Source organism: Mesorhizobium sp. G2-6-1, from assembly GCF_055809095.1.
The window spans coordinates 323,301-345,067 of the sequence record NZ_CM147896.1 but is presented as its reverse complement, the minus strand read 5'-3'; the positions used below and the strand labels follow the sequence as shown (position 1 = coordinate 345,067).

Annotated in this window: 17 protein-coding genes and 2 pseudogenes; 3 read left to right on the top strand and 16 right to left on the bottom strand. The window is 57.2% G+C overall.

Annotated features, from left to right (window positions below):
* Positions 1–61: 61 nt before the first annotated feature.
* The 15 genes and pseudogenes from AC0L7S_RS01605 to topA all read right to left on the bottom strand — a co-directional run bounded on the left by AC0L7S_RS01605 (position 62) and on the right by topA (position 18,400).
* Positions 62–823 (bottom strand): SDR family NAD(P)-dependent oxidoreductase, encoded by a 762-nt coding sequence (locus AC0L7S_RS01605; RefSeq protein WP_473472772.1) that lies wholly within the window; start codon positions 821–823, stop codon positions 62–64.
* A 164-nt stretch (positions 824–987) separates the two neighbouring features.
* The gene (gene purF, locus AC0L7S_RS01600; RefSeq protein ID WP_473472771.1) at positions 988–2,448 is read right to left on the bottom strand and encodes an amidophosphoribosyltransferase; all 1,461 of its coding nucleotides are present in this window, start codon (positions 2,446–2,448) and stop codon (positions 988–990) included.
* Between the two features lie 194 nt (positions 2,449–2,642).
* A complete protein-coding gene (locus AC0L7S_RS01595; RefSeq protein WP_473472770.1) occupies positions 2,643–3,260 on the bottom strand; it encodes a CvpA family protein in 618 nt (205 codons plus the stop codon).
* Positions 3,261–3,287: 27 nt separating this feature from the next.
* Positions 3,288–4,703: a DNA repair protein RadA gene (radA, locus tag AC0L7S_RS01590; protein WP_473472769.1), complete on the bottom strand. Its 1,416-nt coding sequence runs from the start codon at positions 4,701–4,703 to the stop codon at positions 3,288–3,290.
* A gap of 59 nt (positions 4,704–4,762) precedes the next feature.
* Positions 4,763–6,253 (bottom strand): replicative DNA helicase, encoded by a 1,491-nt coding sequence (locus AC0L7S_RS01585; protein ID WP_473472768.1) that lies wholly within the window; start codon positions 6,251–6,253, stop codon positions 4,763–4,765.
* A 208-nt stretch (positions 6,254–6,461) separates the two neighbouring features.
* Positions 6,462–7,145, bottom strand: a complete 684-nt coding sequence (locus AC0L7S_RS01580) for a small ribosomal subunit Rsm22 family protein (RefSeq protein ID WP_473472767.1) — start codon at positions 7,143–7,145, stop codon at positions 6,462–6,464.
* Between the two features lie 362 nt (positions 7,146–7,507).
* Positions 7,508–8,821 (bottom strand): class I SAM-dependent methyltransferase, encoded by a 1,314-nt coding sequence (locus AC0L7S_RS01575; protein WP_473472766.1) that lies wholly within the window; start codon positions 8,819–8,821, stop codon positions 7,508–7,510.
* A gap of 267 nt (positions 8,822–9,088) precedes the next feature.
* Positions 9,089–9,703 carry a 50S ribosomal protein L9 gene (gene rplI, locus AC0L7S_RS01570; protein WP_473472765.1) on the bottom strand — a complete coding sequence of 205 codons (615 nt, stop codon included), beginning with the start codon at positions 9,701–9,703 and terminating at the stop codon, positions 9,089–9,091.
* A gap of 255 nt (positions 9,704–9,958) precedes the next feature.
* The gene (gene rpsR / locus AC0L7S_RS01565) at positions 9,959–10,207 is read right to left on the bottom strand and encodes a 30S ribosomal protein S18 (protein ID WP_006203718.1); all 249 of its coding nucleotides are present in this window, start codon (positions 10,205–10,207) and stop codon (positions 9,959–9,961) included.
* Entirely contained in the window at positions 10,207–10,659 is a 453-nt protein-coding gene (gene rpsF / locus AC0L7S_RS01560) for a 30S ribosomal protein S6 (protein ID WP_473474135.1), read from the bottom strand. The genes rpsR and rpsF overlap by 1 nt, the downstream gene beginning before the upstream one ends.
* Before the next feature lie 356 nt (positions 10,660–11,015).
* Complete coding sequence (locus AC0L7S_RS01555) at positions 11,016–12,197, bottom strand: MFS transporter (protein WP_473472764.1); 1,182 nt, start codon at positions 12,195–12,197, stop codon at positions 11,016–11,018.
* 14 nt (positions 12,198–12,211) lie between these two features.
* The gene (locus tag AC0L7S_RS01550; protein WP_473472763.1) at positions 12,212–12,952 is read right to left on the bottom strand and encodes an NUDIX hydrolase; all 741 of its coding nucleotides are present in this window, start codon (positions 12,950–12,952) and stop codon (positions 12,212–12,214) included.
* A 70-nt stretch (positions 12,953–13,022) separates the two neighbouring features.
* A complete protein-coding gene (locus AC0L7S_RS01545) occupies positions 13,023–13,457 on the bottom strand; it encodes a DUF983 domain-containing protein (protein WP_473474134.1) in 435 nt (144 codons plus the stop codon).
* Between the two features lie 17 nt (positions 13,458–13,474).
* Positions 13,475–15,781, bottom strand: coding sequence for a ribonuclease R (gene rnr / locus AC0L7S_RS01540; RefSeq protein ID WP_473472762.1), 2,307 nt, complete (start codon positions 15,779–15,781; stop codon positions 13,475–13,477).
* Between the two features lie 5 nt (positions 15,782–15,786).
* A pseudogene (gene topA, locus AC0L7S_RS01535) lies at positions 15,787–18,400 on the bottom strand (type I DNA topoisomerase).
* Between the two features lie 319 nt (positions 18,401–18,719).
* Between topA and AC0L7S_RS01530 the strand changes: the two are divergent.
* A complete protein-coding gene (locus AC0L7S_RS01530; protein ID WP_473472761.1) occupies positions 18,720–18,878 on the top strand; it encodes a hypothetical protein in 159 nt (52 codons plus the stop codon).
* An 83-nt stretch (positions 18,879–18,961) separates the two neighbouring features.
* On the opposite strand, the gene AC0L7S_RS01525 is transcribed toward AC0L7S_RS01530, so the two are convergent.
* The gene (locus AC0L7S_RS01525) at positions 18,962–19,336 is read right to left on the bottom strand and encodes a COG4315 family predicted lipoprotein (RefSeq protein WP_473472760.1); all 375 of its coding nucleotides are present in this window, start codon (positions 19,334–19,336) and stop codon (positions 18,962–18,964) included.
* Between the two features lie 170 nt (positions 19,337–19,506).
* Here AC0L7S_RS01525 and AC0L7S_RS01520 point away from each other — a divergent pair.
* Both AC0L7S_RS01520 and glmU read left to right on the top strand, forming a co-directional pair.
* Positions 19,507–20,252: pseudogene (locus AC0L7S_RS01520) on the top strand (cytochrome c biogenesis CcdA family protein).
* Between the two features lie 88 nt (positions 20,253–20,340).
* Positions 20,341–21,690, top strand: coding sequence for a bifunctional UDP-N-acetylglucosamine diphosphorylase/glucosamine-1-phosphate N-acetyltransferase GlmU (gene glmU / locus AC0L7S_RS01515; RefSeq protein WP_473472759.1), 1,350 nt, complete (start codon positions 20,341–20,343; stop codon positions 21,688–21,690).
* Positions 21,691–21,767: the final 77 nt, after the last annotated feature.

Genomic DNA, 21,767 nt, shown 5'->3' with positions numbered 1-21,767 from the left:
ATAAGGGAGACGAATCTTCCACAATCACGTATTGGTGTGCAAAAGCCTCCCGCAAAGCCACCTATTCGGGCATTTTATAAGACACCCAGCGGTCATGCTTTGCCTGATAGATCATGCCGGTCTCGCTCCGCGATGGACTGGCCAGCACTATGATACGCTCTGCGATTTCGGATGGATGCGGCAATGTTTCGGGGTTTTCACCCGGCATGGCCTGGGCACGCATGGCCGTGCGGGTCGCGCCCGGATCGACCGCGTTTACGCAAAGCGCCATGTTGCGCGTTTCATCCGCCCAGGAGCGCGCGAGTGCTTCAACCGCCGCTTTGGAAGCTGCATAAGGTCCCCAGAATGCGCGCGCGGAGTGGGCAGCTCCTGAAGAAATGATGATCGCGCGTCCAGCGTCGGAAAGGCGCAACAACGGATCGACCGAGCGGATCAGCCGCCAGGTCGAGGTAACATTGATGGCCATGACCTTGTCGAAAGTCTTGGCTTCGACATGGCCAATCGGCGAAATCGTTCCCAAGACACCTGCATTGGCAACGAGAATGTCGAGTTTGCCCCACCGCTCGAAAATAGCGCCGCCCAGCCGGTCAATTCCGTCCATGTCCGAAAGATCAAGCGGAACAAGCGTTGCCTCTCCCTTGCCGGTCTTTTTGTGTTCAGCCTTGATCTCATCGTCAAGCTCCTCGAGCCCGCCAACGGTTCGCGCCACCGCGATGACATGGGCACCCGCCGCTGCAAGACCCTTGGCGATAAAATAGCCGATGCCACGCGATGCGCCGGTGACGACGGCAGTGCGGCCGGTGAGGTCAAGAGATGAAGTCATGCTGGCATCCAGTTCGAGCGGGTCGGTAAACTACCATCAGATAGGATGGATTTACCGAGAACGAAACCCTGCACAACAGGATCTTCTTCGGCCTACGCGCAACCACGTGAGAATTTTTCTTCATCCCGCACTAGAATCATAATGCAAATTTCAGATTCGGGACACTAGGTTCCGTTTGCTGCCAGTAGCGACAGCGTGCGCACATTGTCAGCGCCTTCAAAATCGGCAAGCCGCGTTGGGTACTGGCCGGTAAAGCACGCGTCGCAAAACTGCGGTTGCTCATTATCGCGCCCAGTCTCGCCAACCGCCCGGTAGAGACCCTCTATCGACAGGAAACCGAGCGAATCGACCCGAATGAACTCCGCCATTTCCTCAACCGACATGCGTGATGCCAGCAGTTTGGACTTCTCCGGCGTGTCGACGCCGTAAAAGCAGGAGGCTCGTGTCGGAGGTGAGGCAATGCACATATGCACTTCGCGCGCACCGGCCTCACGCACCATCTGGACGATCTTCTGGCTGGTAGTGCCGCGCACGATCGAATCGTCAACCAGCACAACCCGCTTGCCCTCGATCATGCGCCGGTTGGCATTGTGCTTCAGTTTGACGCCCATGTGACGAATGGAATCGCCCGGCGAAATGAATGTTCGGCCCACATAGTGATTGCGGATGATGCCAAGTTCGAACGGCAGACCTGCTTCCTGGCTAAACCCGATAGCAGCCGGCGTGCCGGAATCCGGCACCGGTACGACAACGTCGGCTTCAACCTTACATTCGCGGGCAAGCTCCGCACCGATCCGCTTGCGGACCTCATACACGTTGCGTCCTTCCACGGACGAGTCAGGGCGCGCGAAATAGACATACTCGAAGATACAAAAGCGCGTCTTTTGCGGCTCGAACGGATAAAAGCTTTCAACGCCCTTGGCGGTGACCACCACCATCTCGCCCGGTTTGACATCGCGCACGAAGCGCGCACCGATAATGTCGAGGGCGCAGGTTTCCGAAGCAAGGATCCATGCACCGTCGAGATCGCCAAGAACCAGCGGGCGGATGCCGAGTGGATCACGGCAGCCGATCATCTTTTTCGACGACAGTGCGACCAGCGAAAACGCGCCTTCGACTTGTCGAACCGCGTCGATGAACCGCGCATTGAGGTCGCGTTCCTTACTGGTCGCAACCAGATGAAGGATCGTTTCGGTGTCAGAAGTCGAAGAAAAGATCGATCCCTGTTTTTGCAAAACACGCTGTACGGTCATGGCATTGGTCAGGTTGCCATTGTGCGCCACTGTAAAGCCGCCATCGGCCAGTTCCGCGAAAAAGGGTTGAATATTGCGCATGCCCGCGCCGCCAGATGTGGCGTAGCGCGTATGGCCGATGGCACGGTTGCCTTTCAGGCTGTCGATGACACGTTGCTTGGTGAAGGTGTCGCCAATCAATCCCACATGGCGCTCGACATGAAATTGCGTGCCATCATAAGAGACGATGCCTGCCGCTTCCTGTCCGCGATGCTGGAGAGCATGAAGTCCGAGCGTCACGATTGCGCCCGCATCTTGCCGACCAAATATGCCGAACACCCCACATTCGTCGTGGAAGTGGTCATCGGCTTCGGCTGAGAGAACGTCTGCCATCAAGCTAAAGCTCCGCCAGAGCGAGGTTTTGAGATAATTCCGAAAACCGCGGTCCGGTTTTTCGTCGAAATTGCGCCTAAATTACTCAATTGAGCGGTTCGCCAGTCAACTCGAAACGCACAACCACTCTTCACGCGCTATATAAGCGCGCGACAGTCTCGAAGCAATGCAGAGTTCTCGGAGACGGCATTCTGTCATTCATCGGCCGGTGCCGAATCGTCTTCAGCCGGAGCCGGAGCATCAGTGCTGTCCGGCGCATTTGCCGTCGGCTGTGTTCCTGCATCGCTTTGCGTTGCCGGCGCACCCGCGTTCAGACGCTTGAGAATGGTATTTTCCGGGTCTTCAGGCAGCAGGCTTTCCAACTTGGCGCCAACCGATTCCAGCAAGGGGCGCGACTTGGCGCCTTCAATCCAGCCCGGTGCCCTGTCTCCCACCAGCCAGTTGAAAAACAAAAGCCCGACGGCAACCACGAGGACGCCGCGCGCCGCGCCATAGAGAAAGCCAAGGGTGCGATCGAGCGCACCAATTCTGGAATCGATGATCCAGTCGGCAATTTTCATGGTGATGACGCTCACCACGATCAACGCAATGACGAATACTATGGCAGCCGATGCAGCCATGGCGATCTTTTCATTCTCGATATATGGCTGAACGTAAGGAAGAACTGGCTTGTAGAAGAAGAAGGCAGCCGCAGCCGACGCTACCCAGGATGCGATTGAGAGCACTTCGCGTGAAAAACCACGCACCATCGCAAGCATCGCCGAAACCAGCGTGAATCCGACGAGAATTCCGTCAAGCAGCGTAATCGGCATATCCGTCGTCCCACTTCATGAGCCGCATTATTCATCTTCCGTGGCACGGCTGCGGCGCGAACCGGCTATGCGTACCACGAGATCGGAAAGCTCGACAGGCTGGAATGCACCGGCCCCAATCCCTCCGACCATTTCCTCGCTGCCCTTCGAACTTCCAAGTGGCAGAACAGCGCTTCCAAAGCCCAGCTTTTCAGCTTCCTTGAGGCGTTGTTGCGAATGTACCACCGGCCTCACTGCCCCCGAAAGGCTGATTTCGCCGAAATAGACGCAATCGGCAGGAAGGGCAATACCGGTGAGCGAGGAAACCAGTGCCGCAGCAACAGCGAGATCAGCCGCCGGCTCCGAAATGCGATAGCCGCCAGCCACATTCAGATAAACATCCTGCTGGCCGAATCGCACCCCGCAATGGGCTTCAAGCACGGCAAGGATCATGGAAAGCCGCGCTCCATCCCATCCAACGACGGCGCGGCGCGGCGTGCCGAGCGATGATGGCGCGACAAGTGCCTGAATTTCCACCAGTACCGGGCGCGTTCCCTCCATACCGGCAAAAACCGCAGCACCCGGCGATTTGGCATGACGTTCGCCAAGGAACAGCTCTGATGGATTGGCAACCTCGCGCAGCCCCTTGTCCGACATCTCGAACACGCCAATTTCGTCAGTAGGGCCAAAGCGATTCTTGACGGTGCGCAGGATGCGATAATGGTGCCCGCCTTCGCCTTCGAAATACAAGACGCCGTCAACCATGTGTTCGACGACGCGCGGGCCCGCGATCTGGCCTTCCTTGGTGACGTGGCCGACCAGAACGACTGCCGCGCCTGTCGATTTCGCATAGCGAATCATCGCTTGTGCGGAGGCGCGAACCTGCGTCACCGTTCCCGGTGCCGAATCGGCTTGATCGGTCCACAATGTCTGGATCGAATCGAGGATAACGAGATCGGGCCTCTTTCCATCCGCTATGGTGGCTAAGATATCCTCGACATTGGTTTCGGCAGCGAGTTCCACCGCCGTGTCGGCGACGCCAAGCCGTTGGGCGCGCAGTCTGATTTGCGCCACGGCTTCTTCGCCAGATACATAAACAATGCGGTGGCCTTTCGCGGCAAGAGCCGCGGCTGCTTGCGTCAGAAGCGTCGATTTGCCAATACCTGGATCGCCCCCGACAAGCAGTGCCGACCCGCGCACGAAGCCACCACCGGTTGCCCGGTCAAGCTCTCCAATTCCCGAAACGATGCGCGGCGCATCCTCGATGTCGCCAGAAAGCGTGGTCAAAACCACTGCGCGCCCCTTGCGGGTATTGCGCATCGAGGCAGGCCCGGAACCGATGCCGCCCGATGTTCCCTCTTCGACCAGCGTGTTCCATTCGCCGCACGAATCGCATTTTCCCGCCCAGCGTTGATGCACGCTGCCGCAATTCTGGCAGATGAACTGGATGCGAGATTTAGCCAAACCAGTGACTTTCCGCACAGCCGACGGGGGCATGAGAAGACAAAAAGCAGGCCAAATCTCTACTCGAACCGTTCTGCCAGATGATGTTCCTCGGCGAGATCGGAAAAGCGTGTGAATTCGCCGTGGAAGGCGAGGCTGACGGAGCCGGTAGGTCCGTGACGCTGCTTGGCAACGATAACTTCGGCCTTGCCGCGCATCTCGTTCATGTCGGTTTCCCACTTGATATATTCGTCGGAACCGGGTTTTGGCTCCTTGTTCTTGAGGTAATATTCCTCGCGGTAGACGAACATCACCACGTCGGCGTCCTGCTCGATCGAGCCCGATTCGCGAAGATCGGAAAGCTGGGGGCGTTTGTCATCGCGGCTTTCCACCTGACGCGACAATTGCGACAGCGCAATGATTGGCACCCCAAGTTCCTTTGCCAGTGCTTTCAGTCCGGTGGTTATTTCGGTGATTTCCTGCACGCGATTTTGCGCCGATTTTGCGCTCGACCCCTGCATAAGCTGGATATAGTCGATGACAATGACATCAAGCCCGCGCTGGCGTTTCAGGCGGCGCGCGCGTGCCGCAAGCTGGGCAATCGAAATGCCGCCGGTTTGGTCGATGAACAGCGGCAGCTTCTGCATTGTCTGCGAACAGGCGACAAGCTTTTCGAAATCCATCTCGGTGATTTCACCGCGTCGAATTTTCGATGAGGGAATTTCCGTTTGTTCGGAAATGATACGCGTGGCGAGCTGTTCCGACGACATTTCGAGCGAGAAAAAGCCGACAACCCCGCCATTGGCAGCCTTGAACGTGCCATCGGCCTGTTGCGCCGGCACATAAGCCTCGGCAATGTTGAAAGCCATATTGGTGGCAAGCGAGGTTTTGCCCATGCCGGGACGGCCCGCGATGATGATAAGGTCGGAGGGTTGCAGCCCACCCATGCGCCGGTCAAGGTCGCGCAAACCCGACGCAATGCCCGACAAATGCCCGTCGCGCATATAGGCCGCGTTGGCCATGTCGACAGCCGTTTTCACGGCATCGGTGAAACTCTCGAAACCGCCGTCATAACGCCCGGTTTCCGCCAGTTCGAACAAGCGGCGTTCCGCGTCCTCGATCTGCTCGGATGGTGCCATGTCGACAGGCGCATCATAGGCGATATTGACCATATCCTCGCCGACGGTAATAAGCGCCCGGCGCGTGGCAAGATCGTAAATGGCGCGGCCATAATCGGCTGCATTGATAACGGTGACGGCTTCGGCGGCGAGACGTGCCAGATAATGCGCAACCGTCATGTCACCGACTTTTTCGTCGGCTGGCAGGAATGTCTTGATCGTCACCGGATTGGCCATCTTGCCCATCCGGATGAGTTCTGCCGAGACGTCGAAGATTTTGCGGTGCAACGGCTCGTAGAAATGGCCGGATTTCAGAAAATCCGAAACGCGGTAGAACGCATCATTATTGACGAGAATTGCGCCAAGAAGGGCCTGCTCTGCCTCGATATTGTTAGGTGCCTCGCGATAAAGCGGTGTTTCTGCAACCTCGAATTTACGCGCTGCCTCTGCCATGATGTCCCCGAACTGCGATTTGGGCTTTCGATACCAGAATGGAACGGCTTGGTGCTGACTTATCTGCGCCTGCGCGCGCTCAAATGGAATTGATGCCCACGATTCACAGCCTAAGAGTTTCGGTGGAAAGAATCCCGATTGACTCGAATCGCAATATCCAATCTAGCGCGTTCGGCGGCGGAACAAAACAGGAATAAACCGAAAAATCTCAATCTGGAAGCGTATCGCCCCAGCCCAGTCGGCGAGCGGTTTTGAAGTCTTCGCCATCGCGCTTTGTAAACATGCGTTCATGCGCGCCGCCATCCGCTTCACAAAGCTTGAGTTGAACTTTACCGGAGCCGGTTCTGGGCGGCGCAATGACACGCGCACTGCTTGGTCCGATTTTTGCGCGCGTTGCTGCAATATAGCTGAATTTCTCATCTTCCCACGGCACATCTGCCGATTTTGCCTGCCTGTGAATGCGCGAACGGGCAACCCGGCGCGCGAAGTGGCACCAGTCAGGCTCAACCAGCGGACATGGGGCTTGATGCGGGCAGGGGGCAATAAGTTGCGCACCATTGGCGAGCAACAAGGTGCGCGCAGCAATGATGCGCCGCCAGCCGGCGGGGGTGCCGGGTTCGATTATCAGCAGCGTATCCGTGCTTGCATCCCACAGGCGCTCAAGCAGGAGCGGCAGTTCGCGCGGAGCGATCTCGTCCAGAAGATAGGCAGCGGTAACGAGATCGGCGCTTGGCAGTTTGCCACCTTCAAACGTCGCATCGCCGCTGACCCAATCACAGTCCACATTCAACGTGGATGTCAGGGCTTTACCGATCCGGCTCGCTGAAGCGCTCGTTTCCACCATCGTGGCGTGTGAAAGTTCCGGCCATGTCTCACTCGTGGCCCAGAGCATGGTTCCAGGACCGGCTCCGATATCGAGAAGGCTTTGGGAACCCAGTTTGATCGGGCATCATCAATCGCTGCGAGGCATGCGCGTGCCGCAGCATAGGTCGCAGGCAACCGCGTGGCGAGATAGGCCTTGACGGCCAACTCATCGGCCATATGTAAACGCCCGTCCCGCAATTCGGCCCGGTAACGTTCGGACAGTGTTTTCGCCGCCTGTTTAAGCACAGGAAGAGGCGTGTGCTCCAGATAGGCGTCGACAGACTTGCGTAGCGACGCTGGCAATTCCACAGCTCTGTCCTCTCCTTCGGGCGGAGCTTTTTTCGCGGATGCAGGCGCATTTGGCAAGTCGGCTGTATTGGTGCCAGCCGTTTATTTGCCGCCAGTGACTTTTCGATTATTGGCAGGTTTGGCCCTCGGCTTTGAATTGGCCTTGGCGTTTGCCGGTGGGTTTTCGTGAGCCATTTCATGCATCGAAAGTGCTTTCTCGCACTTGCCGATATAGTCGCGGGTTATGGGCAATATATCGTTCTTGCGGGTAAGTTGAAGCTGGAACACCACCAGATCCTGCCAGCGGAATGAGGCTTCCGCGCCGCATAGATAGAATTCCCACATACGGCAGAACCGTTCGTCATAGATATCCTTGATCTTATCACGATTGGCCAGGAAGCGTTTCCGCCAATGTTTCAGCGTTTCCGCATAGTGGAGGCGCAACACTTCGACATCTGTGATGGCAAGCCCGGATTTTTCGATTGCGGGCATGATCTCCGACAAGGCGGGAATGTAGCCGCCCGGAAAAATATGCTTACGGATAAAGGCGTTGGTCGTCGTTGGTGGGGCTGTGCGCCCAATCGAGTGAACAAGCATCACGCCATCGGGCTTGAGCAGCGTAGCGCATGTGTCGAAATAGGTACGATATTGCGCGACACCCACATGTTCGAACATACCGACGGAAACGATGCGGTCGAAACGCTCGGAGAGATTGCGATAATCACGCAGCTCAAAATGAACATTGTGCTCCAACCCTGCCGCCTGCGCCCTTTCCGTCGCAACCTGATGTTGCTCGCTGGACAACGTCACGCCCAGAACGTCAGCTTCGAAAGTCTTGGCGATGTACAGGCCAAGACCGCCCCAGCCGCAGCCGATATCCAGCACATTGTGCCCCGGCTTGATGCGCAGCTTTGAGGCGATGTGGCGCTTTTTGGCAAGTTGCGCCTCTTCCAGTGTCATGTCGGGGTTTTCGAAATAGGCGCATGAATATTGCATGTCATCATCAAGGAAGAGCCGATACAACTCGCCTGAGAGATCGTAGTGGCGCTCGACATTCTGCTTGGAGCGTCGCGTCGTATTCATCTGCTGGAAGGGCCGCACGACCAAGCGCACCGAGTTGAGCAGCTTGCCCCAACTCGAATCGTTCCACGATATGCCCATATTTTGGTAGACGAGATGGAGGAAGCTCAGCACGTCGCCTTCGACGAAATCGAGTTCCTGCTCCATGAATGCTTCAGGAATGGCCAGTGTCGGATGCAGCGTTATCGCCCGCTCGGCACGTACGGTGTGGATCATCATGTGAACCCGCTCACCGCTCCCGTCACCAAATGTTCTTGTTCTGCCGCTTGGCCCTGTAATGGCCAGATTGCCTGTGTGGACGATACGATCGACGATGCTTTGCAATATTATGTTCATGGCTCGACCCTCAAGGGAGCGCGGCATGATGCAATATCCGACGCTCCAGACAGCGTTGCTACCTGATCATGCTAAAAACAAATCCGTTTGAAAAGTTCCATTATTAAAAAAACCCGGGCAGTTTGCCCGGGTTTTTGGTCCAGATGGTCAAATATCAATGCATGTCGCCCAAAAATGTGCAACGGTTTTGGGACAACGACATGCATGAAAACAATGGCTTAAAGCACGCTGCATGAATCCCTTTAGACGCAACGTGCTTTAGCGTTTTCAGGCGTCTTCTTCGCCTTCGCTCTCGGCTTCAACTTCACCCTCTTCGCCCTCGAATTCAGCATTCGGGTCGAAGAAATTGTCTGGCCGTGCATTGTCATTGATGTCTTCGCCATAAATGGCTTCTGCCGTGGTCAACAACTCACCCTTGGCCTGACGCTCGGCTTCGTCCGTCGAACGCGCAATGTTGAGTGTGATCGTGACTTCGACTTCCGGGTGCAACACGATGGCCACATTGGTGATGCCGATCGTCTTGATCGGATGGTTCAGTTCGATCTGGTTGCGCGAGACATTGAAACCTTCTGAAATCAAAAGATCGGCAATGTCGCGTGTCGAAACTGAACCGTAAAGCTGCCCGGTTTCACCTGCTGAACGAACAGCAATAAAGCTCTTGGCGTCGAGGTTGTCGGCAACCGCCTGGGCTTCCGACTTGCGCTCCAGATTGCGCGCTTCAAGCTGCGCACGCTGGCCTTCGAATTTTTTCTTGTTGACCTCATTAGCGCGCAACGCCTTGCCTTGCGGCAAAAGGAAATTGCGGGCGAAACCGTCCTTGACCTTGACGGTATCGCCCATCTGGCCGAGGCGTGCAACGCGTTCGAGAAGAATAACATCCATGATCTGTCCTTTCTGGGCCTGAACTTGGCCGACGAAAAATGACGAGGTCAGGAAGCAAAGTGGCGGTGATGCCGGTTTCGCTGTCCTGCCTGTCTGAGGCAGTTAGGGCGCAGCGCATGATCTCGGAAATAGCCGAAACTTTTCGGATGAGATCATGGGCCAAACAGGAAACGCCCAACTCGGGATTTCAAGGTTCCCTTCGTGCCCGTCACGAAGGGACGAAGCGGGCGAAAAACTGCCCGCCTCGAAATTTGCTTAGCGAACCACGTAAGGCAGCAGACCGAGGAAACGGGCGCGCTTGATCGCCTTGGCGAGTTCACGCTGCTTCTTCTGGCTGACGGCGGTGATGCGCGAGGGTACGATCTTGCCACGCTCGGAAATATAGCGCTGCAAAAGGCGCACGTCCTTGTAGTCGATCTTCGGAGCGTTGGCACCCGAGAACGGGCAGGTCTTGCGCCGACGATGGAAAGGACGCCGGGTCGGGATCTGATTGATGTCGACCATTATTCTGCGCTCCCTTCATTGTTGCGTGGCGGGCGCGGCCCACGGTCTCCCCGATCGCCACGGTCCCGATCGCCGAACGAGCGAGGTCCACGGTCGCGGTCGCCGAAATTGCCACGATCCGAACGTTCTTCGCGCTTTTGCATCATGGCCGACGCACCTTCTTCATGCGCATCGACCTTGATCGTCATGAAGCGCAGTACATCTTCGGAAAGACCCATCTGGCGCTCCATTTCGTTGAGCGCTGCCGGTGGGCAGGTAAGGTCCATCAGTGTGTAATATGCCTTCCGGTTCTTCTTGACCCGGTAGGTGAGGGACTTCAGTCCCCAATTTTCGACCCGGCCAACTGACCCGTCGCCTTCGGTGACGATGCCCTTGAAACGTTCAACGAGCTCATCGACCTGCTGCTGCGACAAATCCTGCCGGGCAAGAAACACATGTTCATAAAGTGCCATAGTCTTGCCTTTCTTCATTTCTCTCCCGGTTCCCGGCGGCTAAAGCCTCTGCAACTTCTCTTGACCCGCAAAACGGGGAAGAAAGGAGCACGACGAGACGGTCGAGAGCGGAGACACGGGAGGCGGAAACACTTTTGGCTTCACGCAAAGGTTCGAAAAACCTCAGGCCCTCCGTTCAGCCCCCAGCTGGGACCGGCAGATTGACGGGGTCTATACAGCAATTCGCCACGAAGGCAAGAGAGCGCTGAAATTCACGCCTGACCCATAGTAATTTCGGCAGGGGATACGGGTTGTCGCTCGACCTCGTGCACACGCCGGTTTCCGCCATTGCCACGAATCTTGCTATCTCAAATGTCTCAGCGTGTCCGCACGCGAAAAATCAGCCGACCCAATGCAAGCGCCACGTAAGAGCCGAAGAACAGGCCAAGAGCCCAGCCAAAACCGGGCGGGCCGAACAGGTCCATGCCGATGCCGATGGCTTGCGGGCCAAGCACCATGCCAATGCCATAGCACAGCACGAAGGCGGCATTGGCGGAGGCGAGTTCGTGGCCTGAAAGCTGGGCGCCAAGATGGGCAAGCCCGACCGTATAAAGAGCCGCCACCACGCCACCCCAGACAAATAGCAGCCCTGCCATCAAATGCCAGTTCTGGGCAAAAAGCGGCATGAAGACCGTGCCTACCAGGCCGACCAGGGCACAGATGAGCAGCAGAAGACGTCGATCGCGCATCCGATCGCTGATCATGCCGATTGGTATCTGCAACATGACATTGCCAAGACCGATCATGGTCAAAAGCAGTGCCGCATTCGCTTCCGAATAGCCGATGCGGTTGCCGTAAACCGGAAACAGCGCAAAACCGCCGGTTTCGACGGCACCGAACACAAGCACGGCAGCCGTTGCCGTTGGCACCAGCCAGATATAGCGCAAGAATCCGCCGGTCTGTTCCTGGCGCATGATCTTCGGGCTCTCGTTACGCGCTGCCAGCACGGGCACTGCGGCAAATATCACCAACGCAATTATGACGCCAAATGGCAGGAAGCCGCTGCTGCCAATGCGTGAAAATAGCCAAGGTCCCCCCGCGAACCCGAGTGAAAGAACGGTTGCATATATGCCCAGCACCAAACCGCGCCGGCGCGGCGGTGCTGACGTGCTGATCCAGAACTCTGACAGGATGAAGAGCACTGTCAGCGCGATATGCAAAACCACGCGCAGCGGAAACCACATCCAGAATGCAGGCGCGAAGTGAAAGCCGACAAATGCCAGGGCTCCGGTTGCAATCATGGCAATCATTGTCTTGGCAACGCCAAAACGCATCGCCAATGGTGTGGCCAGGGGCGCACCCGCGATTGAGGCAAGACCGGCCACTGCCGTGTTGAAGCCGATCATCGAGGCCGAATGGCCGCGTGTTTCAAGAATGACACTGAGCAATGGCATGCCAAGCCCGATGGCAATACCAACCACGCTGATCGAGGAAATGGCAGCAAGCATTGGCAACCAATGAATGCGCTCCTCATCATTAGTCTGAATATCGACGGTCATAAGAGCGTGATGTCCTAGATGAGATCGCGCACAAAGCGCTTATGAACCAAACGATAGAAGGGGACTGCACCACCCGGATGCAGCAGGGGATCGTCGGCGAGCCGTTTTTCGAGCTCTTCCAGGATCGTGCGGGTAATGGCAGGCACATCGCCGTCTTTAGCCTCGTCAAGCCGCAGCCAGGTCAATTCTTCCAGTTCATTTGTCGGTCCGCCATCCGTCAACTCAACAGCAACATCGCTACGCCACGCGCTCAAAAACCGTGTGTCGTAGCGGCGTACCCGCCCCGGCGGCGTGATGGCACGGGCAATGAAGCGCAACACGCCAAGCGCCGGCTGCACACCATGCTCGGCAAAGCCCTGCCAGTCGGGTTTCGATGTAGCGAATGGACCCTTGGACCCGATCAGCAGACCGGCTTCTTCATAGGTCTCGCGGATTGCGGATAGCGCGATAGCCCTTGCACGCGCAGCGCCGGTGCGTCCGGCTTTGGTTGTCAGCTTCGCCTCGTCGTCCGGGTGCAGTTGCGACGAGGGCACGATTCGGCTGTCTGCGGGATCCGTGCGGCCACCGGGAAAAACGAATTTGCCCGGCATGAAGGCGTGGCGTGCGTGACGACGCCCCATCAATACACGCGTTTGTCCGTCCTTTCGGTCAAGCAGGATCAGGCTTGCCGCATCGCGTGGGCGAAGTGGAGTTGCCGTCTTTCTGATTTCTGCGTGTTCGACCTTGTCGATCTCAGCCTTGCTCATGCCTTGCATGAACACGACCTAGCCGAAAGACGCCGCATGTGAAAGAGGGATTGAGAGGCGTAGCGTTGCACCGGCGCACCTAAAGTTCGGGGTGAGTCTCCAATTGATCGGTCTCACCTCCGAAACCATGCATGTAAAGCGCCCATTGCAAGCCGATAACCGCGCCTTTTACTGGCTGAAGCAGCACCAGAGCCAGAATGATGGTCAGGGGTGCCCATACAACCATGTGCATCCACATCGACCATGTAGAGGTCATCTCAACGGCCATGAAGCCGCCAAGGACGACATGACCGACCACGACAATGACCAGATAGGCAGGCAGGTCGTCGGCGCGATGGTGCGATAAATCCTCGCCACACTGCTCGCATGTATCGACGGATTTGACGAAGGCACGAAACAGCTTTCCCTCTCCGCAATGAGGACAGCGCCCGAGCATTCCGCGCTTCATTGCTGTCCACAGCGCGCGCGCCGGACGGCCGGACTGATGCTCTCCGCCGAATACTTGCTCTTCCATCGCCGGTACGTCCATCGTCATCGTCTCCTGCCGCGATTACCGGGCCGTTTTTGCGACGCGCGGGCGCGGCCCTTGGATTTGTGGAACGACCGCTTCGAGCCGGGCAAGGGCTTGGGTTCCGACAGCATTTCGAAACGCATCGAACCTGCCAGCGGTGCCACTTCGATCAGGCGAACCTCGACCCGATCCGCCAACTGATAGCCTTTGCCGCTACGCTCTCCAAACAGCGATCGTGCCGTGTCGTCATATATATAGTAGTCATCACCCAGAGATGACACCGGAATAAAGCCATCTGCGCCATACTGCGGCAATTGGACAAATAGTCCGGATTTGGTGACGCCGGAAATGCGTGCGTCGAAACGCTCATCGACGCGCTCGGCAAGATAGGCGGCAATCAGGCGGTCAACGGTATCGCGCTCGGCTGTCATGGCCCGCCGCTCGGCGGCAGAAATGAGAACGGAAATCTCTTCCAGCCGCGCTTCCTGCTCCGGGCTCAAACCATCCGGGCCGAAGCCCCCGCTGGTGATCAGTGCGCGATGCACGAGCAGGTCGGCATAACGCCGGATTGGCGATGTGAAATGCGCATATCGCTTCAGATTAAGGCCAAAATGCCCGATATTGTCAGGCGAATATTCGGCCTGGCTTTGAGAGCGCAGCACTACCTCATTGACCAATTGTTCGTTATCTTCACCGCGCACGCGCTCCAAAATGCCGTTGAACTGGGAGGGGCGCATCTGCGCGCCACGCGCCAGCGAAAGACCAAGGGTCTGCAGGAATTCGCGCAACGACTCTTGTTTGGCCAAAGAGGGGCCGTCATGGGTACGATAGACCAGCGCCTGCTTCTTGTTTTCCAGCGTTTCGGCTGCTGCCACATTGGCCTGTATCATGAACTCTTCGACCAGTTTATGGGCGTCCAGCCGTTCCGGCACAATGACGCGGTCGACCGTGCCATCGTCTTTTAGCAGGATTTTCCGCTCCGGCAGGTCGAGTTCGAGTGGCTGGCGGGTGTTGCGACCGCGCTTGAGAATGGCATAGGCGTCCCATAGTGGCCGCAGGACCGTTTCCAGCAAAGGTTTGGTCTTATCGTCCGCTACTCCGTCGATGGCGGCTTGTGCCTGTGTATAGGAAAGCTTTGCCGTCGATTTCATCATCACACGATGGAATGTGTGGCGCACTTTCCTTCCCTCTGCAGAAAAGGTCATGCGCACAGCCATTGCCGGGCGCTCTTCGCCTTCACGTAGAGAGCACAGGTCATTCGAGATGCGCTCGGGCAGCATCGGCACGACACGGTCGGGAAAATAGACCGAATTTCCGCGCTTTAGCGCCTCGCGATCAAGTGCCGTGCCAAAGCGGACATAGGCGGAAACATCAGCAATGGCGACGGTGACGATAACGCCGCCGACATTCTTTTCATCCTCGTCCGGTTCGGCAAACACGGCGTCGTCATGGTCCTTGGCGTCCGCAGGGTCGATGGTAATCAGCGGTAAATCGCGCCAGTCTTCACGCTTCTCAAGCGTAACCGGGGCCAAGGCTTTCGCTTCTGCCAGCACCTCTGCTGGAAAAATGTGGGGGATGTCGTGCGCATGGATGGCGATCATCGAGACCGCCTTCTCGCTGGTCAGTGAGCCAAGAACCGTAATCACCTTGGCACGCGGCAGGCCATAGCGGCTGGCATGGGCGGGCTCGACCTCGACCAGATCGCCATTGGTCGCGCCGTTCTGGAACTCCTTGTCGACGATCAGTTCGGATTGGCGCCGTTCGACCGGTTCGATGCGAAACGAACCATCCTGCAAGACCCGAAAAACACCAAGCACGGCATCGGTGCGCTTCTCGAATATCTTCATGACCCGTCCCGTATAGGCTGGGCCTGTCGGGTCGTCAGTTGCAAATGTTTTCGCCAGAACCCGGTCGCCTATACCGGGGGCAACGCCACTGCGTGAAATGCGGATTGCCACAACCGGCGGCGTACCATCGCCCTTGTGTTCGCTCGGGTGAGCCAGCAAGACTCCGTCACCATCACGGCCGAATATGTCGAGAACCGTGACATGTGGCAGCGCGCCAACACGGGCAAGCCGCTTGCGCTCCTTGGTCAAAAGCCCTTCATCTTGCAAGTCGCGCAGCAGGTCTTTCAGCCAGATGCGATCCTCGCCACGTAGCGAGAATGCCTTGGCAATGTCGCGCTTGCCAGCGCGATCGGGATTTTCCGTTATGTAGCGTAAAATATCTTCGCGCGATGGGCGAAAGGCGTCCTTGGTGCCCGCGCTGGAATGGCCTTGTGGCGCGTTTGGACCGCCCTTGCCTCGACCGGGGATCCTGCGCGCCAAATTTTCTAGCCCTTCTTCTTGGCTGCCGGCTTCTTTGCGGCAGCTTTCTTGGTGGTAGGCTTTTTGCTTGAGGCCGCAGCCTTGCGTGCCGGCTTCTTGCCGCCACCCTTGGCGATTTTTTCGGCGATCAGCGCCAGAGCATCCTCGACCGTTACCGATTGCGGATCCTTGCCCTTCGGCAATGTGGCATTGACCTTGCCCCAGTTGACGTAGGGCCCGTATTTGCCGTCGCGCACGACGATCTTGCCATCACCATCGGGATGGTCGCCAAGTTCTTTCAATGCCGCAGCAGCGCCGCCATTGCGCCCGCCCTTGGCCTGTTTTTCGGCAATCAGCGTGACCGCGCGGTTGAGACCGATCGAGAACACGTCTTCGATACTATCGAGATTGGCATAGGTGCCGTTATGCAGCACAAACGGTCCGTAGCGGCCAAGCCCCGCCGAGATCATCTTGTCGGATTCGGGGTGTTTTCCAACATCGCGCGGCAGCGCCAGAAGCGCCAGCGCCTTTTCATGGTCGATGCTGTCGGCGGCCCAGCCTTTGGGCAGGCTTGAGCGTTTGGCTTCCTTGCCGTCGCCGCGCTGCACGTAAGGGCCGAAACGGCCACTGCGCAAGGTGATTTCTTCGGCCGTATAGGGGTCGTTGCCCAGCACCTTGTTGCCGTCTTGAACAGTGCCATTCTCACCGTCGCCATTGGCATCGCCAAGCTGGCGGGTGAAACCGCATTCGGGATAGTTCGAGCAGCCGACAAAGGCTCCATAGCGACCAAGCTTCAGCGACAAATTGCCGGTGCCGCATTTCGGGCAGATACGCGGGTTCGAGCCATCTTCGCGGGCAGGAAAGACCAGTGGTGCAAGGGCTTCGTTGAGTGCGTCGAGAACGGCAGTAACCCGCAGTTCCTTGATGTCGTCGACAGTGCCGGAGAATTCTTTCCAGAAATCGCGCAAGACATCTTTCCAGGAGAGCTTCCCGTCGGAAATCTGGTCGAGTTTTTCTTCAAGCGAGGCCGTGAAATCATATTCGACATAGCGCTCGAAAAAGTTTTCGAGGAATGCCGTTACCAGCCGCCCTTTTGCTTCCGGTATCAGCCTGCGCTTGTCGATCGTCACATAGTCACGATCTTCCAGCGTTTTCAGCGTCGAGGCATAGGTTGAAGGCCGCCCGATGCCGAGCTCTTCCAGCTTTTTGATAAGCGAGGCCTCGGAATAGCGTGGTGGCGGTTCTGTGGTGTGCTGGGTCGCGTTGATGACATCGCGTGAAAGCTGCTCACCAGAGTTGATCTGAGGCAGGCGGCGGTTTTCCTCGTCTTCCGAATCTTCGTCTTTATGATCCGTATAGGCGGCAATGAACCCGTCAAAACGCACAACTGAACCAACCGCACGCAAACCGGCGCTGCGCCCGCTGTTTTGTGCCTCGATTTCGACGGTCGTGCGCTCGATCTCGGCAGGAAGCATCTGGCTGGCAATGGCACGTTTCCAGACCAATTCGTAAAGGCGTGCCTGGTCTGCATCCAGATATTGCCGCACGGAGGCCGGAGTTCTGAAGAAATCGGTTGGCCGGATGGCCTCGTGCGCCTCCTGCGCATTCTTTGCTTTGGTCGTATAATAGCGTGGCTTTTCAGGCAGGTATTTGGCGCCGAATTCCTTGGCGATGGCATCACGTGCCTGGCTAATCGCCTCGGGTGCGATCTGGACACCATCGGTTCGCATATATGTGATGAGGCCGGCCGTTTCGCCGCCAACATCCATGCCTTCATAGAGACGTTGCGCCACCTGCATCGTGCGGTTGGCTGAAAAACCCATGCGCGAGGAAGCCGCCTGCTGCAAAGTCGAGGTGGTGAAGGGCGGTGCCGGATTGCGCTTGGTCGGCTTGGCTTCAACCGACAACGCTTTGAAAGCTGCGCCCTCAAGCATCGTCTTGATGTCGGTTGCCTGTGCCTCGTTTGAAATGTCGAGCTTTTGAAGCTTCTTGCCTTCAAATGCCGTGAGACGGGCCTCAAACGCGTCCTTGCGTTCCGTGCCAAGGATAGCGGCAATCTGCCAGTATTCTTCACGGATGAAGCGTTCGATCTCCAGTTCGCGGTCGCATACCAGCCGTAGCGCCACCGATTGCACGCGCCCTGCCGAGCGGGCCCCCGGCAGCTTGCGCCATAAAACCGGCGAGAGCGTGAATCCGACCAGATAATCGAGCGCCCGGCGTGCCAGATACGCATCGACAAGCGGCACGTCTATCTCACGCGGATTGGCCATGGCGTCCAGCACGGACTGCTTGGTGATGGCGTTGAAGACAACGCGACTGACCGGCTTGTCCTTCAGCGCACGCTTCTGCTTCAAGACCTCAAGTACATGCCAGGAAATAGCCTCACCCTCGCGATCAGGGTCGGTGGCGAGAATCAGCCCGTCCGCATCCTTGACCGCCTTGGCGATTTCAGCGAGGCGCTTGCCGGACGCTGTATCGACCGACCACGACATGGAAAAATCCTCGTCGGGCCGCACCGAGCCGTCCTTGGCCGGCAGATCACGAACATGGCCGAACGAGGCGAGAACCTTATAATTCCGCCCGAGGTACTTGTTTATGGTTTTCGCTTTGGCCGGCGATCTCGACGACGACAACGTCCATCTGAGCTCATATCTGTTCTTGCGTGGCGGCTGAGGAGAAGGGCAGGCCGCGACAATATCCCCTGAAGTAGCCTGTCAAATGGCCGCGCTTTTACGTCCGGTCAAGGGTTGTCGTCCAATTTGGCTGATATACAACCTAGAGTTGCTATATTAAAATATTGCAATTTAAGATATAGATACTACACTTGTATCGGACTCGAAAGGTGCAATCACACTCGGGCAGATCAGTATGAATCCGGCGTTGCGGCGGCGACGGATAGCGAGGACTATTGTCGATGCGGCATTCATTTACAAGAAGACGTACGGAGACACTCGATTACATGCAGGCATTGCTGGGACAGTTGCGCACTATGGCCCAGGCCGAGCGCTGCGACATGCTCGCTTATCTGATTGAGATGGCCTATGTCGAAACCAGCGACATCATCCGCGGCGAGCGCCCTGCGCACACCCGGATGGACAAGCGCAGGGACGTGGCTTGATCCTGTTTGTACAGACGCGGCACAAACAGGATCATTTTATCAAAATGGCGGATTGACCGCCCTGTGCGAGCAGTCCTGACCGATCAGGGTTTGGCAATGTGCCAGACATCGCCAACACCATCACCGGTCACATCGCCAGCCATCTTGTCCTTGATGAAAGTATAGACGGGCTTTCCGTCATAGGCCCACATCTTGGTGCCGTCGGTACGCTCGACAATCGTCCATTCGCCGTTGGCTGTGGCGTCGGCATCGGCCATCAGCGGCGGCCAGTTTGTCGCGCATTTGTCATAGCAGTTCGACTTGCCTGCTTCGTCCTTATCAAATGTGTAAAGGGTCATGCCGTTGGCATCGGTGTAGATTTTGCTGCCGCCAACGTCAGCTTCTTTCCAGGCATCTGCTGCATAGCTTGCAACTGTGCTGAGTAAAATCGCGGCCAGCCCTGCTGTGATCGCTTTCATTTTCGTCTCCTTGGATCAAATTCAAGGAAGCGCGCGAACGCGCCACCATGATCCAACAACGCTCTCAAGGCGCGCATTCTTCCCTGCCGTGGCGTCATGCCACGTAACTGTTACTGGAACACAAGCGCATGTGCCGTTAATCCCATGTCATGAAATCTGGAGTGTGATTGATGGCAATTGACATCGGCTATGTTAGCGCGGTTGGAGCAGGGGCAGTATCGTTCCTGTCGCCATGCGTCCTGCCGCTCGTGCCGCCATACCTGTGCTATATGGCTGGCGTATCCGTTGACGATTTCCGAGGTGACGCCGGAATAACGGCAAAGGCAGGGCGCGCAGCGCGTTGCTGACATCATCGATCGCTTTCGTGCTTGGCTTTTCCACTGTTTTCGTGGCGCTCGGGGCAGGTGCCTCGACCATCGGTCGCTTGTTGCGTGTCTGGCAGGAGCCATTGGCGATGGGCGCGGGCGTGCTCATCATCATCATGGGCTTGAACTTCCTTGGCATCTTGCGAATTCCTTTTCTTTCACGCGAAGCGCGCTTCCAGTCCCAGGGCAAACCTGCCAGTCGTGCAGCCGCCTACATCATGGGGCTGGCCTTCGCCTTCGGCTGGACACCATGCATCGGGCCGGTGCTCGGGCCTATTCTGACCCTTGCCGGTGGGCGCGAGACAGTTGGCGAGGGCGCATTGCTGCTTGCTGCCTATTCGCTGGGCCTTGGAATTCCGTTTCTCATTGCAGCTTTGTTTTCCGGCGCATTCATGCGCTTCCTTGGAAAATTCCGTGTTCACCTCGGGCGTGTCGAAAAGGTCATCGGTGCACTGCTGGTGGTTGCCGGCGTGTTTTTCCTGACAGGCGGCGTTCAAACCGTATCTTACTGGCTCCTGGAAAACTTCCCGGTTCTGGGGCGATTGGGTTAGGGCCTGTTGAGTATCACCGCCTTGGACCAACCGCGCCGTGGTGCTACATAGCGTCGATTCTTGCAACTCTGCATCAGGTCGCTATCCCATGAACCAAAGAACATGCCTGTCGATCATCCTTGCCGCTGGCGAGGGTACGCGCATGAAAAGTACGACGCCAAAGGTGCTTCACAAGGTCGCCGGCCTGCCGATGGTTGCCCATGTAGTTGCGGCCGCCAAGGCCGCAGGCACGGGTGATCTGGCGCTGGTCATTGGTCATGGTGCCGAGGTAATGCGCGAGGCGGTGGACAAATTCGCACCTGATGCTGAGACCTTCGTGCAGGAAAAGCGCCTTGGCACGGCCCATGCCGTTCTAGCCGCACGAACAGCGATTGACCGCGGTTTTGATGACATTCTGGTGATGTTTGGCGATACGCCCCTGATTGACGCCAACGCGCTTGCCGTAGCCCGTCTCAAACTCGCCGAAGGTGCCAGCGTGGTGGTGATCGGGTTTCGCACAGATGAACCATCCGGTTATGGCCGGCTGATCGAGAAGGACGGAAAACTCGTTGCCATCCGTGAAGAAAAAGATTGCAGCGACGAGGAACGGCAAATCACCTTCTGTAATGGCGGGCTGATGGCGATTTCCGGTCGTCATGCGTTGGAATTGCTGGATGGTGTTGGCAATGCCAACGCCAAGGGCGAATACTACCTTACCGATATTGTTGAGATTGCCAGCCATAAAGGGCTGGAAGTTGTTGCCTCCGAAGCCAGTTTTGAAAACGCGCTTGGCATCAACACGCGGGTCGAGTTGGCGCAAGCCGAGGCCATATGGCAAAAAAGACGCAGGCACGAGGCCATGCTTGACGGTGTCGCCCTGATTGCGCCTGAGACGGTTTATTTCTCCCATGACACGCAGATCGGTCGTGATACGCTTGTCGAGCCGAATGTCTGGTTTGGCCCCGGTGTCAGCATTGCCGAGGGGGTAACAATCCATGCTTTCAGCCACCTTGAAGGCACGACCATAGAAACAGGCTGCGTTGTCGGCCCCTTTGCGCGCCTGCGCCCCGGGGCTGATCTGAAAGCAAAGGCCAAGGTCGGAAATTTCTGCGAGGTCAAAAGAGCTACCATCGAACAGAGTGCCAAAGTCAACCACCTGACATATATTGGCGATGCCCACATCGGTGCCGGTGCCAATATCGGGGCGGGCACCATCACCTGCAACTATGATGGTTATTCAAAATTCATCACCGAAATAGGCAAAAATGCCTTCATCGGCTCGAATACGTCGCTTGTGGCGCCGATATCCATCGGCAACGGCGCCTATATCGCGTCGGGCAGCGTGATCACGGAAAACGTGCCAGACGATGCGCTGGCCTTTGGACGTGCACGCCAAAAGACTTTGCCGGGAAAAGCCAGTGAACTGCGCGCGCGTCGCGCAGATGCGGCGAAAAAGTAAGCATATTCTGGTAACCGGATCGCAATGCCGATCTGGCATCACCATCTCTTGCAGCATCGTTTTGGCTGATACAAGAC